Genomic DNA, 14,432 nt, shown 5'->3' with positions numbered 1-14,432 from the left:
TTTAGTAGTTGCTTTTCCATAGATATTTCGGTATTCTTTTACTATTAATGAAAAATTTATTAAAATTAGGAGTGAAAAAAGTGAAAGTCATAAAATTCGGTGGCAGCTCTCTTGCTTCTGCTACTCAGCTAGAAAAAGTCTTAACTATTGTAAAAGAAGACGCTTCACGAAAGCTCGTTGTTGTTTCAGCTCCTGGCAAGCGTTCTTCGGAAGATATTAAAGTAACAGATCTATTGATCGCTTACTATAATGCTTATTTAAACAGTGAATCTACGACAGAGCTTGTCGAAAAAATAGTTGCCCGTTACGAAGCAATTTTAGATGAACTAAACCTAAGTAAAGAAATTTTATCAGATATCACACAGGCAATTCAGCAATTAGCAACGTTGCCCAAAGAAAATAACCCGCATCTTGCAGATGCCTTTTTAGCGAGTGGTGAAGATAATAATGCAAAATTAGTCGCTGCCTTCTTCCAACAACGCGGCTTGAATGCTCGTTACATAAGTCCTTTAGAGCTTGGGCTAATTGTAACAGACGAACCGGGAAATGCTCGAATTTTACCTTCTTCTTTAAACAAAATCAACGCGTTTAAAGCAACCGAAGAAATCTTAGTTATCCCAGGATTTTTCGGCTTTACTGAGACAGGTGACATTTGTACATTTTCCAGAGGCGGGTCAGACATTACTGGATCAATTGTGGCTGCTGGTGTCGAGGCGAATATCTATGAAAACTTTACCGATGTTGATGGGATTTTTGTCGCACACCCAGGTATCGTTCGTGAGCCGAAAACCATCAATGAATTGACCTATCGGGAAATGCGTGAATTAGCTTATGCAGGATTTGCAGTCCTTCACGATGAAGCTCTGATGCCCGCATACCGTGCTAATATTCCAGTAGTAATCAAAAATACCAATAATCCAACACACCCAGGTACTTTGATTACCACTTCTCGGATGGTCAAACATGATCCGGTCGTTGGAATCGCCAGCGATCAAGGTTTTGCCAGCATTTATATTAGTAAATATTTAATGAATAGAGAGTTAGGATTTGGGCGCCGTCTATTACAGATTTTAGAGGAATTAGGACTAAGTTATGAGCATATGCCGTCTGGGATCGATGATATTTCTATCATTTTAAGAGAACGACAACTGTCGATCGAGATCGAGGAACAGTTGATGAAACGTTTAGAGCTTGAACTTGAGCCAGATGAGTTGCGCATCACACATGGTCTGTCAATGTTGATGATCGTGGGTGAAGGAATGCGTCAGCGGATCGGGGTCATGGCTGACAGTACAGCGGCCTTAGCACAAAATAGAATCAACTTGGAAATGATCAACCAAGGTTCTTCAGAGGTCAGTATCATGTTTGGTATTCGTGAAGATCAGGAGAAAAAAGCGATCCAAGCATTGTATCAGACTTTCTTTGCAGATGTTCATTCTTGATGAAGGCTGTCTAAAAATAAGCTACAACATAATCCGTTAGATTACCTATAAAAAGCGTACTGAAAGCTGGCAAGTTTTATCTCGTTAAGCCCAATCAGTATGCTTTTTTCTACAAATCATGTTTTATTCGAAGAACGATAGGAGTACAATAATAACAATGAAATGATTAAGAAAAGGTGGGAGATTTATGATTGAATTGGTTAACGTTACTAAAAATTATGGAACAAAGCAGGCATTAAAAGAATTAAATTTAACCATTAAACAGGGAGAAATTTTTGGTTTTTTAGGACATAATGGTGCAGGAAAATCAACAACGATCAAAAGTCTTGTGAGCATCATCCAGCCGTCCAGCGGTTCAATCACAGTTGATGGCTTACTTTTAGCGGAACATCGAGAAGCGATCAAGAAAAAAATTGCCTACGTACCAGATACACCAGATATCTTTTTGCAATTAACCGCTGGTGAATACTGGGACTTGATTGGTGCAGCATATGAGCTTGACTCTTCAAAACAACAACAGCGTTTAAATGAGTTGATCGCGTTATTTGATATGGCCAGTCATCAAGAGGAAACACTAGCCAGCTTTTCTCATGGTATGCGTCAAAAAACAATTATTATTGGTGCGTTGTTACCTGATCCGGATATTTGGATCTTGGATGAACCCCTACAAGGGTTAGATCCGCAAGCCGCTTTTGACTTAAAAGAAATGATGAAAGCCCATGCCGCTAAGGGAAAGACAGTTATCTTTTCTACTCATGCTCTAGATACCGCAGAACAGTTGTGTGATGAGCTGGCAATCTTAAAAAAAGGTGAGTTGATTTACAATGGCTCTGTAGCAAATTTACTGGAAGAATCTCCTAATGAATCTTTGGAAGCCATCTATTTAAAAATGGTTGGACGTCAATCTGATGCACAAGTGGATAGCGATAGTGCAGGTGAAATGTATGAATAAGAAACAGCTGTTTGAATTAACGAGAGTCAATTTGAGGTATGCCAATCCTCAAGTGACAGACCGTGCGCGTAAAAAGGGAAAAAGCGGAAAAGCGCTGACCCGATCGTTGATCAATCAATACTTGCTCTCAGGTGTTTTATTTTTGTTCATTTACGGTATGTCGATGTTTATCATTGATTTTTCAACAATGCCTGGTCTTTTTACCTATTATGTGGCTTTGTTTGGTATCTTAGCTTTTTCTCAAGGGATTTCAGTGATTTATAATGTTTTTTTTGAAAGTCAGGACTTACCCGCTTATTTACCTTTACCTTTTCGTCAAAGTACTATTTTTTCTGCTAAAATTCTAGTCGTGGTTTTAACAGTCATTCCGTTTGTCTTTCCGATGTTTGTCGTCTTTTTATTGACAGGCTGGCGTTCTGGAATTTTCCCGCCTGTGACGTTGATTCTTTCGGTTATTCTTTTTACTTTGATCATAGCAGTTACGTTTTCGATTTGTTGTTTGATCGTCTTTGGTTTGACTAGAACGGCCTTTTTTAAAAAACATAAGAAGGTCGTAACCAGTCTATTGTTGGGTATTTCAATGGCTATTGCTATCATCGGGATTTTGGCAATGAATGCCCAATCTCCCTCAATTGAGAGTGGTCAGATTGATCGCCAGCCGATTCGCCTGCTACTGCCGATTTTCACTATTGCTTCCAAGCCCTTTTCAACTGCTGGTCTCATTAGTTTTGCTGGATTACTACTACTACTTGCCTTATTATTAGGCATCATCAAAGTATTGATTTTACCAAAACTTTATGAACAGTTAGCGGATGCTTCTGCTGCCACTGGTATCAGCCGTCGTAAGCATAAAAAGAATCAAACCTTGAACCAATTACTTATCAATTATAATAAACAACTGCTAAAAGAACCAAATTTGATTATGCAGGTTCTCTCCAGTTCATTGCTAATGCCGGTGATTTTCATCGTAACGTTTGCTTTTAGCGGAGCCTTGGATTTAAGTCGATTGGACATGCGCTTTATCGGAGTGGTCTTTTTGGCTGGGGTAGCGCTGGCGGTTTTGACAACGAATCAAACTTCTTTTATTAGTAATCTGATTTCATTAGATCAAGAGAACTTCCATTTTATGCGCACATTACCTGTTTCGATGCGTAATTACATGAAACAAAAATTTATTGTCGGACTTATAACCCAAGCGATTCTGACTGATGCAATCGCATTGATCGGCGGACTTTTATTTCATCTTCCTATTCCTTTTCTGATTAGTCTCCTTATCGGAGCTAGTTTAGGAAGCTACTTACTTTGTTTACGATATTTTGCCAGAGATCATCGCTTGTTATTATTAGATTGGACAAATATCACTCAGCTTTTTAGTCGCGGAAATGGTAATAGCGGTCTGGTTTTAACGATGATGCTTGGTATTTTTGGAAGTATTATCCTTTTACTTCTTTATGGCTTTGCAGCTGTCTCTTTGCCGTTTTTGCCATTAAATATCACTGTACTGATGATTGTTATACTGATTAGTGCGCTGAGTATTCATCATTATCAAAAAACTTTCTGGAATCGATTCGATTAAAAAAAGCTGGACTAGGAGCTGCTTCTTCAAAAAAGAGCTTCTAATCCAGCTTTTATATTAGGACGATCTTTCATTTTCTCTTGCGTGTCGTTGTCTCTCTAATTCTGCTTTGATTTTTGGTTCTGGAGCAAAATCCGTTTCCCAATTCTCTGGTTTCAGTACTTTATGGGTAACTGGATGATAACGTGGTTTACCGTCTGGAAATAATTTTCCCATGTTTGCTTCATGAACGATCGAAAAAATTTCTGTTGGGTTTACTCCAAGTAATGAAAAAGAACCGTAGGTAAAATACAGCAAGTCAATCAATGCATCCACCTGTTCTACCAAAGGATCACTAACTATTTTTTCTTTACTTAGTACCTTCGCTTCTGCCTGATCGACAGACTCTTTTAATTGATTGAGTAATTGTTTGAATAGCTTTGGATCATTGTCCGCTGCCCCATACAAAAATTCTACAAGCTCCTCTACCTTGAAGCCTGCACGTGCCAACGCTCTATCAGCTGAAAACGCCGTCGGTACTTTAGGTCTTCTATTATCAAATTGTTGATGAAACGCTTCTGTTTTTTCAAATGGATCATCAATTTTCATACTTTACCTCCTATAAAATAAGCGGAATAAATCATTTTAACTTGAGCGAATCGGACAAACTTGACTGAAATAGTTTGATCTCCTTTTTTTCGAAAGCTTATGGTGCTATCACGCTTCTAGAAAAACTAGTCCGCATAGTTGATCCATTACTTTTCTAGTGTATCCTCGGAAATAATCCCATAATGACGTAAAGCCTGATAAATCCCATCTGCTTCATTTGATTGTGTGACAAAATCTGCAACCTTCTTCACGTCCTCCTCTGCATTGCCCATAGCAACACCGATTCCTACTCCTGTCAGCATTTCCAAGTCATTCCAGCTATCGCCAAAAGCCATTATCTCTTCCGTGCTAATGCCAAAGAACTCCACGCATTTTTGAATGCCGATCATTTTTGAGCCGCCAGCTGGAATAATATCTATTGTATAAGGATTAGAACGAGTCAAATGACAATCTGGTAATTGCTCCTTTAGCGTGTCCAGCTCAGACGGCGGACTTAAAAGTACACATTGATAAATCGGCTCTTTTAATATATCAAGTTCAAAATAGCGCTGCTCTTTTCGATGGATCGAAAGACGACTAATCAGATTTTTAGTCACAGTCATCGGTAGACGTTTGGGAATAAAATATGAAAGCCTCTTCGCCCATTTATTTTGACCAAAACGCATCAAAGAACTGCCTTCCATGCTTCGTCTACTACCAAACATGATCTGGCGGTGGTATCGGTCAGAAAAAGCAACAATTCTCTTTAAGGTCTCTTCTGGAAAATGTGCCGAGCGGATCGTTTTTTCCTCACTAAACACCAATTGGCCATTGTATGTAACAAACACATCCAAATTTAACTCATCGATCTTCTGGCTTAAGTGGATCGGTCCTCTTCCAGTTGCGATCCCGCAAATGATTCCCTGTTCTTGCGCTAAAGCGATTGCTCGTTTGGTCGATTCTAATGCCTTTCCCTGCTTGTTTACAAGCGTGCCGTCGATATCGAAGAAAATAGCTTTTATCATAGGATTCCCTTTCCTCATTCCACTCATTTTTACTGCTAAAATAAATCTATTTGCTTTGGATTCAGCTGCTCATACTCTAAGCCCAGCATTGCTTTCATTTCCAGTAAATTACCTGCGGCATCTCCGCCGGAATTATTATTAAAAATCACGCCGACTTCTTTTGTCTCACTGGCAATTTTCTTTACGGCTGCACTTAAATCTGCAAGCTCCTCTGCGTTATATCGATACAGTGTTCTTTTTTTTCGCCAGTCCTTATCGTTGGCCATCCAGCCTGCTGCATTACGCCCATGAAATCGAAATAAGGAAAACTGCTCATTCGTAACAAATGGATAAAACGGCACTGGATTAGTTGGGATCTGCGGCTCATCAACGATTACCAGCGAAAACTCATGGCTTTTCATAAAGGATAAGGTTTGTTTAATATACTTCTCCACATACCATGACCCATTCCGCAATTCGATTGCGATTGGATAGCCAGTAAACCACTGACGGATTTTTTCTAGATATTGAACATTTTCCTTTGTGCAACTGAATGTACCTGAAAATTGGATCAAAAAAGCATATAATTTCCCGCTTTCGATCATTGGCTGCATACTGGTTAAAAATGCCGTTACCATTTCTTGTTCATCTTGATAATATTGTGTCCATTCGCCCTGGCAACTGATGCCACTATACACTTTCATAATGAAACGAAATCTCTCTGGAACTGATTTTGTCCATTCTCTGACTGATTCCTGTTTTGGAATGCCGTAATAAGCTGTATCCATCTCAACTAAAGGTAAGCAGCCAGCGTATTCATAAAGTGTAGAGCGCTTTTTCCCGGTTAATTTAACATGCTCATTAAAGGAAGTCAAACCTAATCGAATCAAAAAAACATCTATCCTTTCTACTTTTAAATTATTATAAACAGAGGATGGAACAGAAGTGCCTATTTTCGAAGGGGGTACTTCTGTTTCCACCATTTATAAGGATTCCACGTGAGTTGGAGATGTCTCGAAGAGTTATGTCCCACTCACTTAATAAACATTCATTCAAAAGGGTAGAAAAAACACTTATTTACTTTTTTTCCACGTCATATTTGCTTCACAATAGACTTGACCTGCAATTTGGATTTCGTGACGTGTCCGTTTACCATCTGCGTCATCAAGTATTTCATAATGACTTTCCACCTCTTGACCATACTCGACTTCCTTATCGAATTTGACATTGATAAAGGTCGGTTCATAGGTACTCAAAAAATCATATCCTAAAACATCAAGCAACCAGTTAAAGTAGATGGCATTATTCACATGCTGATTGCCGTCGATATCAAAATAACGGACACGATAGGGCAGAAACTCACCCGCTTCGACTTTTTCGATTTTTTCTCCGCGATAGATTTTTGTGATTTTCTCGCTTTCATAAGGTTCAATAATCTCAGGTAAAACACTACTCATCTTACGGTTTTCTTTGTCCATCAAGACAAACGTCGACTTGATCAAGACACATTCATTGCCTTGTTCATCGTGAATCCAAAAGTTTCTATAGCAAAAATATTTATTATAAGCCATCGCTTGGGTCGTCACCGCTAATTTTTCACCGACTTTAGGCAACCGCGTGATGTGGATTTCATAATTCGTAATGACCCAGCCTAATCCAAATGACGCTACAAAATCCGCTCCTCTAGCCAATGCGTCACTTTGTTCTTCTGATGTTTTGATCACTACTGCCAGCATGGCAGGAATCGTCATTTTTCTTGTGATATCTCCGTCATAATAGGCTACTTCATATGGCGTTGTAAATTTTTTTGCCATCTAATTACGCTCCTTTTTCTCATTTTCTATTTAAAGTATATCATAGCAGCTGATAATAAAAAATTACTATTAAACTGATTTTTCTTTGATCCAGCCTCTTCCTTAGATTCTTTTCTGTTATACTTGATTTATCATATCTTTTAGGAGGGAACTATGGAAAAAACGAGCATTGTAGGTAAACTTCAGGACCTTGTTATTTCTACGACTGATGAGAGCATCAACACCACCATTGCACAAATACTCTTAAAAAAAGTAGGACATAATGCTGCTGAAATCACTATTGAATCCTTAGCTGAAGAATGTTTCACCTCGACTGCCAGTGTGAGTCGGTTCTCAAAAAAGCTTGGTTATTCGAAGTTTTCAGATATGAAACAGGCGTTTATTGAGTATCAGTCTGAGACAAAAAAATTTATCAATAAAAATAATTTTGAGTTAGCGATCAGCGAAGCCACCGTCGATCAAGCCTTAGAAAAATATATCCATCATATTACGCTTGCTTTTCAATCCGTCCAAAAAAGGCTCGATTTAGCGCAAATCGATCAGTTATGTCAACGAATCCATGATACTGAAAATGTTTATTTTTTTGGTACACATAGCTCAGGTTTGCTTTTAGAGCAACTTCAATATCTTCTTTTTTCTTGTGGAAAATATGTTACATATTTTAATGGTCGAATGAACCAGCGTAAAGCCTTTCGACAAATCCCGCAAAATAGCTTGGTTATCATACTTTCTACTGAAGGAAATTACTTTTTAAAGTTTAGTGATCTTTTATTCGACCTATCCTCAAACGCAAGCTATACCTTACTGATTACTCAAAACGAGGAACTAAAAATAGCCAACATTTTTGATGAAGTGTTACTTCTTGGAAATAGTCCAATCAAAAAAGCAGCGCCTTATCAGGCACAGCTTTTAATCGATATTCTATATTCAAGGTATTACCAGCTCTATGCTTAAAAAGGGCTGGGTCTAGGATATAACAAAAGTGATACCTCAGACCCATTCCCTAATAAGTGCTTTTTCTATGAACTATTGTGAACTCCTGATCCTTTTGGAAAGGAGCGCTGGATTGTGCGACCGGGGAACATCATACTTCACGTTTCACTCCAGTCAGATCTCTTTTCCATTCGTTTCAATGACTTTTTGATACCACGCAAAACTATCTTTTTTATAGCGTTCCATACTTCCTCGCCCATCATTATCGAGGTCTACGTAAACAAATCCATAACGTTTGGCCATCTCGCCTGTTCCAGCACTGATCAAATCGATACAGCCCCAGGTCGTATATCCAATCAAATCCACTCCATCTTTTACTGCCTCTGCCATTTGCTCGATGTGTTGACGGAAGTAAGCGATTCGATACTCATCATGGATCTGTCCAGCTGTAAATTCATCCTCAGCACCTAATCCATTTTCAACGATAAAAAGCGGTAATTGATAGCGTTGATATATTTCATTGATCGTGATTCTGAAGCCTAATGGATCGATTTGTCTGCCCCAACCAGCATCTTTTAAGTAAGGATTTCGGACGCTTGCCATCGCATTTCCTTCAATTAGATTTTTTTTCAACTCATGATCCACCGTCTCCAAACGACTAGTATAATAGCTAAAAGCCACAAAATCAACGGTATTTTCAGCTAAGATCGCCGCCTCTTCATCAGTGATCGTCAAATGAATATCTTGCTCTTCAAAATAACGCTCAGCAAAATAAGGATACGTTCCCTTTACCTGGACATCAATGAAAAAATATTGTTCTCGACTTTTTTCCAAAGCAGCCTGAATGTCTTTAGGATTACAAGTATACGGATAAACACTTCCAGCCGCCAGCATACAGCCGATTTTCATCGTTGGATCGATCTTTCTAGCCGCTTTCGTTGCTAAAGCAGAAGCCACTAATTGATGGTGGGCAGCTTGAAAAATAGTGGATCTATCTGTGTCTGTTTTTGGTAGTCCACCCGCCAGAAACGGATTCCGTAAAATCATATTGATTTCATTGAAAGTGATCCAGTGGGTTACCTTCGTATGATATCTTAGAAAAATGACTTCACAATATCTTTGATAACATTCAATCAGCTTTTTATCTTGCCAGCCGCCATAGGCTTCGGCTAAATGCAAAGGCGTATCAAAATGATTAATGGTGACAATTGGTTCAATATCGTATAACAATAGTTCATCAAAAAGAGCATCATAAAACTTTAACCCTGCTTCATTCGGTTCTTGTTCATCACCTTTCGGGAAAATTCTCGCCCAACTAATAGAAAGGCGTAAACATTTTAATCCCAGCTCTGCCAATAACTGAATATCCTCTTTATATCGATGATAAAAGTCGATTGCCTGATGGCTAGGATAATAATCAAAGGTTTGTTCGAAAGCATATTGCGGATCTTTCAAACTACGTTTTCGTTTCTGTCCAACAGGTAAAATGTCGATGATCGATTGTCCTTTTCCGTCTGCTAGATACGCACCTTCTGCCTGGTTGGCTGCAAGGGCTCCGCCCCATAAAAAATCTGCTTTAAATTTCTGCAATTGAATTCTCCTTTTCTTCATTCAATTTTTCCTCAAAAGTTGCTTGTTTATCAGCGGCTTTAAAAAATGGCAACCAAAGCAGTATTTGAACAATGATCAGCAAAAATTGAACAAGCAAAATAGGCAAGCCGCCTTCCAGCCAACCGTAAACCAAAGCTGGCGTTCCGAGCGGCAGCTGAATCCCTCTTAAAGTATCAATCACATGAAAAACTTGAAGCAGATAAGGAATAACAAACATAAGGATCGGCCCCACTAAGAAAGGAATAAAAAACACTGTATTTAGAACCATAGGGACACCAAATATCACTGGTTCATTGATACCAAAAATCGTTGCTGGCAAAGCCATTTTACCTAATTTTTTATATTGATCACTCTTAGCAGTGAAAGCCATCAGCAACGCTAATCCTAGTAAAGCACCTGAACCACCTAAACTTGCATACGTCCCATAATGTTGATAAGTAATTGCATTAGGCAAGGGCTTACCAGCCTCAAAGGCAGTTAGATTCATTAAACTCAACGGAATAAAAACTGTTTGCAAGACTGGTCGGATGATCATATAACCATGAATACCAAAGAACCAAAGCAATTGTGCGACGATAATCAATACGATAAATGAGAGAGGATTGTTGCCCAGCTTTTGCAAAGGTCCTCCTAAAATAGAATAAATGAAATTATTCGCATCGCCATACGCAGTCATTTCAAAACCAAACCGCACAAGAGAAAATAGTCCTGTTAAAATAAACGCAGGAGCGATAGAGGCAAAGGATTTAGCAATCGTTGGCGGAACACTTTCCGGCATTTTAATGATGATTCCTCGTTTGATGATTCCGCAATAAATGATGGGAATGATGATTCCTAAAATAATGCCCATAAACATTCCTTTAGCGCCAAGGTACTCTGTTGCTAACACATTTGGCACTGCGATAACTTCACCTGATTCCAATTGATGCTCTACACCATTTGGCAATAAAAGTAAAAATGAAACCAAGGATATCAGCGCTGCAAAAAAGGCATCTTTTTTAAATTCTAAGCGGATCGTCAAATTATAGGCGATCGCACAAACAACATAGATAGCAATCATATCCGTTGTAACTTTTGATGCATAACTTAAAATAGTCGCTAAACGTGTGATTTCAAGAAATTTTTGATAAAGTTCAATCTGCATACTCGATAGTAACGTAAAAATCGCTCCTAGCATCGTAATAGGTAGAATCATTGAAAAGCCATCAGAAATAGCGCTCATGTACCGATTATTTTGAATTTTCATTGCTAAAGGCATTAAGTGAAGATTGATTATTTTTTCAATTTTATTCATCATTTTTCTCCTTCTTTTTTTGTAACCGATTACACGAAATAGTTTACCATGATTAAACGGTATCCACGCTCACAATATTTGTATGATTTACACATATTGTATCTTTTACATTTATTGAAAATAGAATAAATAAAATATATTAGAATTTTTTCATTTTTAAATAAAAAAACTTTTCAAAACAAGGAATAAATATCCTCGTTTCGAAAAGCTTCCACCCTTATCTATTTGTCACATAAAAACCCCTATTAACTAATTTTTTCACACTATACGTGCCCTGTATTACCGTACGGGGACACTAATGTCAGTAACTCGAACAGTGTTTCCATCTCTATCCCTCCAAAAAATTAGTTGATTCCAAAAGAATAATACCATAATATAATATAAAACTAGAACTATAATGCATAACATAGAGGGGAATTTTATGAGAATCAAAGGAGACATTATCCGTTCCGTAAGAAAGCAAAAAAAATTGTCACAAGTCACTTTGGCTGCTGGGATCTGTACGCAAGGTACAATCAGTAATATAGAAAAGAAGAATGTCTGTGATAGCCTCGAAATCCTCGATGCGATCTGCAAGCGATTGAACCTTAGTTTAGAAAGCGTACTAGATGACAACGATGAAAAGAAAGTAACCAATTTACTTAACACGGTCGAAGACTTGTGTAACACATTTAAACATAAAGAAGCCTATACACTTTTGAAAGAATTAACGGTCGATGTTGCTGATTTTCAAAATAAGGAACTTGAAATTCGTTGGCTCTACTACATGGGGATCACAAACCTCTTAGGATACAACAATACTACAGACAGTCTGTTTTATTTTTACCGTGCCGATGAGCTTGGGGATGCAAATTCTATTTATGCGATTCTCTCTGTTAATAGTCTAGGTATTGTCTACGAAATGGCTGATGAGTTAGACAAAGCAAACGTTTATTACGAAAAATCGATTGAGCTGTTGAAAAAAATGACCGTTGACATGCCGATCAAAGCAACAAAAATATATTTCAATACAGCGAAATTCTATTCGCTAATCAAAGATTATGATACAGCTTTTGAGCTGGCTACAAAAGGAATGGAACTAAACAAGCGTTACCAATCTCTTTACATGCTAGATCTTTTAGCTTATGAAACAGCCTTTAATGATTTTATGCGGTCGGCTGATCAGAAGATACCAGATTACAGCAGTGCTAAAGCTTTCGCTGCATTTAATGACAACCAAAGTCTTTTAAGCGTGATCGCTAATGATGAAGAAAAATTAGCTCGTTAACAGTATAATATGGGAAAAAGGTCGATAGAATAAAGGGAGATTTCCTTTATCTATCGACCTTTTTTTGGTGTTTATTTACTTCATTAATAATATTTAAAAAATATTATATATATCATTTGTATAATATAGATAAGAATGTTATGATCTTTCTTGTAAGCGCTACAAAAAACATTTTTAGGAGGAATTGGAATGAAAAAAACAGTATTAAAAGCAGTATTGTCTCTTAGTTTGTTAGCGGGTGGATTGTTCTTTTCGTCTACTGTCACTCACGCTCATGGATATGTTTCTTCACCTGGAAGCCGGGCCTACTTTGGTAGTGCTGCAGGCGGAAAAGTCAATAAAAATGTTGGTCGTGCCGAATGGGAACCTCAAAGTATTGAAGCGACAAAAAATACATTTATTACAGGAAAATTAGCTAGCGCAGGCGTTAGTGGTTTCGATCCACTGGATGAACAAACTGCTGACCGCTGGTTTAAATCAGATATTACAACTGGCCCTCTTGCAATCAACTGGACGTTGACTGCACGTCATAGAACTTCTACTTGGAATTACTATATGACAAAACAAGGCTGGAATCCTAATCAACCTTTAGACATCAAGAATTTTGATTTGATCGCAACAGTCGATGACAATGCAGCAATCCCAGAAGCGAGTGTAAAACACACAGTAACTGTTCCAAGTGACCGTAAAGGCTATCATGTGATTTACGCTGTCTGGAATGTTTATGACACAACCAATGCTTTCTATCAAGCAATTGATGTAAATGTAAAATAGTCTAACACACTGATAGGCAAAGGAGAAAATAGATGAAACTCAAACAACTTATCCCTGCATTCTTATTGATTTCAAGCGTCTTCGCTGGAAGTCTTTTCACAGGATCACCTGTCGAGGCAGCTGATGCGGCAAGCGAGATGGTCAGCGTGACGAATAAAAAAGTTCTTGTTGGATATTGGCATAACTGGGCCTCTAAAGGGAAAGACGGCTACAAACAAGGAACTTCAGCCAATATCTCCTTATCCGAGGTAAACAAAGCCTATAATGTCGTACCAGTTTCATTCATGAAAAGTGACGGCGTCAATCGAATTCCAACTTTTGCGCCTTATAACAAAACTGATGCGGCTTTTCGTCAAGAAGTAGCCACCTTAAATAGTCAAGGACGAGCAGTTTTACTTGCTTTAGGAGGGGCTGATGCCCATATTCAACTACAAGCTGGCGACGAGCAAGCCTTTGCTAATGAAATCATTCGTCAGGTGGAAACTTATGGCTTCGATGGTTTAGACATTGATCTAGAGCAATCAGCTATCACTGCTGGTGCGAATCAAACCGTCATTCCAGCCGCACTAAAAACGGTCAAAAACTATTACAAAGCACAAGGAAAGAACTTTATCATTACTATGGCGCCAGAATTTCCATATCTAAAACCAGGCGGTGCCTATGAGAAATATATCACCTCTTTAGATGGTTACTATGACTACATTGCTCCACAATTATACAATCAAGGCGGCGATGGTGTGTGGGTAGATGAAATTATGACCTGGATCCCGCAAAGTAATGATGCGCTGAAATATGAATTCCTTTATTATATGTCCGATTCAATGATCCACGGAACTCGAACATTCTTGAAGATTCCAAATGACAAATTAGTGTTAGGCTTACCAGCAAACGTTGACGGTGCAGGAAGCGGCTATGTCATTGATCCAAACGCTGTTTATAAAGCGTTAGACCAATTAGCAAAAGACGGTAATCCAATCAAAGGCTTGATGACTTGGTCAGCTAATTGGGATGTGGGTACAAATGTCAATGGCGTCTCCTACAACAATGAATTCGCCACAAGATATGCTCGAATCCTACAATAATAGTGATCGACAGCTTAAGATTAAAGTGACAGTAGTTCTATGTTGCAAGTCTTCAAAACAGTGGTGTAAAAAAACAACTACTGCCTTTTATTCCGATCCCATTGATAAGGTTGGGA

Annotated in this window: 13 protein-coding genes; 7 read left to right on the top strand and 6 right to left on the bottom strand. The window is 38.3% G+C overall.

Annotated elements, in window-relative coordinates; all coding sequences use genetic code 11:
• Positions 1 to 80 precede the first annotated feature (80 nt).
• From BCR25_RS17370 to BCR25_RS17360, 3 genes are all read left to right on the top strand, one after another.
• Positions 81 to 1,442 (top strand): aspartate kinase, encoded by a 1,362-nt coding sequence (locus tag BCR25_RS17370; RefSeq protein WP_069664875.1) that lies wholly within the window; start codon positions 81 to 83, stop codon positions 1,440 to 1,442.
• Between the two features lie 187 nt (positions 1,443 to 1,629).
• Positions 1,630 to 2,394, top strand: coding sequence for an ABC transporter ATP-binding protein (locus BCR25_RS17365; protein WP_069664874.1), 765 nt, complete (start codon positions 1,630 to 1,632; stop codon positions 2,392 to 2,394).
• The gene (locus BCR25_RS17360; protein WP_069664873.1) at positions 2,387 to 3,970 is read left to right on the top strand and encodes an ABC transporter; all 1,584 of its coding nucleotides are present in this window, start codon (positions 2,387 to 2,389) and stop codon (positions 3,968 to 3,970) included. Before BCR25_RS17365 ends, BCR25_RS17360 begins: the two co-directional genes overlap by 8 nt.
• A 57-nt stretch (positions 3,971 to 4,027) precedes the next feature.
• Here the strand turns inward: BCR25_RS17360 and BCR25_RS17355 are convergent, their stop codons facing one another.
• The 4 genes from BCR25_RS17355 to BCR25_RS17340 form a co-directional block, all read right to left on the bottom strand.
• Positions 4,028 to 4,558: a pyrophosphohydrolase domain-containing protein gene (locus BCR25_RS17355; protein ID WP_069664872.1), complete on the bottom strand. Its 531-nt coding sequence runs from the start codon at positions 4,556 to 4,558 to the stop codon at positions 4,028 to 4,030.
• Positions 4,559 to 4,704: 146 nt separating this feature from the next.
• The gene (locus tag BCR25_RS17350) at positions 4,705 to 5,562 is read right to left on the bottom strand and encodes a Cof-type HAD-IIB family hydrolase (RefSeq protein WP_069664871.1); all 858 of its coding nucleotides are present in this window, start codon (positions 5,560 to 5,562) and stop codon (positions 4,705 to 4,707) included.
• 35 nt (positions 5,563 to 5,597) lie between these two features.
• Complete coding sequence (locus BCR25_RS17345; protein WP_069664964.1) at positions 5,598 to 6,431, bottom strand: DUF72 domain-containing protein; 834 nt, start codon at positions 6,429 to 6,431, stop codon at positions 5,598 to 5,600.
• Positions 6,432 to 6,614: 183 nt separating this feature from the next.
• Complete coding sequence (locus tag BCR25_RS17340; protein ID WP_069664870.1) at positions 6,615 to 7,355, bottom strand: acyl-ACP thioesterase domain-containing protein; 741 nt, start codon at positions 7,353 to 7,355, stop codon at positions 6,615 to 6,617.
• A 153-nt stretch (positions 7,356 to 7,508) separates the two neighbouring features.
• Between BCR25_RS17340 and BCR25_RS17335 the strand changes: the two genes are divergently transcribed.
• Positions 7,509 to 8,309: a MurR/RpiR family transcriptional regulator gene (locus BCR25_RS17335; RefSeq protein ID WP_069664869.1), complete on the top strand. Its 801-nt coding sequence runs from the start codon at positions 7,509 to 7,511 to the stop codon at positions 8,307 to 8,309.
• A 153-nt stretch (positions 8,310 to 8,462) separates the two neighbouring features.
• On the opposite strand, the gene BCR25_RS17330 is transcribed toward BCR25_RS17335, so the two are convergent.
• Both BCR25_RS17330 and BCR25_RS17325 read right to left on the bottom strand, forming a co-directional pair.
• Entirely contained in the window at positions 8,463 to 9,899 is a 1,437-nt protein-coding gene (locus BCR25_RS17330) for a glycoside hydrolase family 1 protein (RefSeq protein ID WP_069664868.1), read from the bottom strand.
• Positions 9,865 to 11,193 carry a PTS sugar transporter subunit IIC gene (locus BCR25_RS17325; RefSeq protein WP_069664867.1) on the bottom strand — a complete coding sequence of 443 codons (1,329 nt, stop codon included), beginning with the start codon at positions 11,191 to 11,193 and terminating at the stop codon, positions 9,865 to 9,867. Before BCR25_RS17325 ends, BCR25_RS17330 begins: the two co-directional genes overlap by 35 nt.
• Before the next feature lie 421 nt (positions 11,194 to 11,614).
• Here BCR25_RS17325 and BCR25_RS17320 point away from each other — a divergent pair, with 421 nt between their 5' ends.
• The 3 genes from BCR25_RS17320 to BCR25_RS17310 all read left to right on the top strand — a co-directional run bounded on the left by BCR25_RS17320 (position 11,615) and on the right by BCR25_RS17310 (position 14,316).
• Positions 11,615 to 12,460 (top strand): helix-turn-helix domain-containing protein, encoded by an 846-nt coding sequence (locus BCR25_RS17320; RefSeq protein WP_069664866.1) that lies wholly within the window; start codon positions 11,615 to 11,617, stop codon positions 12,458 to 12,460.
• A gap of 189 nt (positions 12,461 to 12,649) precedes the next feature.
• A complete protein-coding gene (locus BCR25_RS17315; RefSeq protein ID WP_069664865.1) occupies positions 12,650 to 13,234 on the top strand; it encodes a lytic polysaccharide monooxygenase in 585 nt (194 codons plus the stop codon).
• Positions 13,235 to 13,266: 32 nt separating this feature from the next.
• On the top strand, positions 13,267 to 14,316 hold the full coding sequence (locus tag BCR25_RS17310) for a chitinase (protein WP_069664864.1): 1,050 nt from the start codon (positions 13,267 to 13,269) through the stop codon (positions 14,314 to 14,316).
• The last annotated feature ends 116 nt before the right edge of the window (positions 14,317 to 14,432 follow it).

Origin of the sequence: Enterococcus termitis (assembly GCF_001730305.1) — a bacterium.
Classification (GTDB): domain Bacteria; phylum Bacillota; class Bacilli; order Lactobacillales; family Enterococcaceae; genus Enterococcus_L; species Enterococcus_L termitis.
The sequence above is the reverse complement of the archived record's forward strand: the minus strand, read 5'-3'. Positions and strand labels throughout refer to the sequence as shown.

What these genes read in the sequence shown, in the direction of transcription:
- BCR25_RS17365 (WP_069664874.1), top strand. Translation starts at nt 1,630, where the DNA reads ATGATTGAATTGGTTAACGTTACTAAAAATTATGGAACAAAGCAGGCA.
- BCR25_RS17355 (WP_069664872.1), bottom strand. Translation starts at nt 4,558, where the DNA reads ATGAAAATTGATGATCCATTTGAAAAAACAGAAGCGTTTCATCAACAA.
- BCR25_RS17310 (WP_069664864.1), top strand. Translation starts at nt 13,267, where the DNA reads ATGAAACTCAAACAACTTATCCCTGCATTCTTATTGATTTCAAGCGTC.
- BCR25_RS17315 (WP_069664865.1), top strand. Translation starts at nt 12,650, where the DNA reads ATGAAAAAAACAGTATTAAAAGCAGTATTGTCTCTTAGTTTGTTAGCG.
- BCR25_RS17330 (WP_069664868.1), bottom strand. Translation starts at nt 9,899, where the DNA reads ATGAAGAAAAGGAGAATTCAATTGCAGAAATTTAAAGCAGATTTTTTA.
- BCR25_RS17335 (WP_069664869.1), top strand. Translation starts at nt 7,509, where the DNA reads ATGGAAAAAACGAGCATTGTAGGTAAACTTCAGGACCTTGTTATTTCT.
- BCR25_RS17340 (WP_069664870.1), bottom strand. Translation starts at nt 7,355, where the DNA reads ATGGCAAAAAAATTTACAACGCCATATGAAGTAGCCTATTATGACGGA.
- BCR25_RS17320 (WP_069664866.1), top strand. Translation starts at nt 11,615, where the DNA reads ATGAGAATCAAAGGAGACATTATCCGTTCCGTAAGAAAGCAAAAAAAA.
- BCR25_RS17325 (WP_069664867.1), bottom strand. Translation starts at nt 11,193, where the DNA reads ATGAATAAAATTGAAAAAATAATCAATCTTCACTTAATGCCTTTAGCA.
- BCR25_RS17350 (WP_069664871.1), bottom strand. Translation starts at nt 5,562, where the DNA reads ATGATAAAAGCTATTTTCTTCGATATCGACGGCACGCTTGTAAACAAG.
- BCR25_RS17360 (WP_069664873.1), top strand. Translation starts at nt 2,387, where the DNA reads ATGAATAAGAAACAGCTGTTTGAATTAACGAGAGTCAATTTGAGGTAT.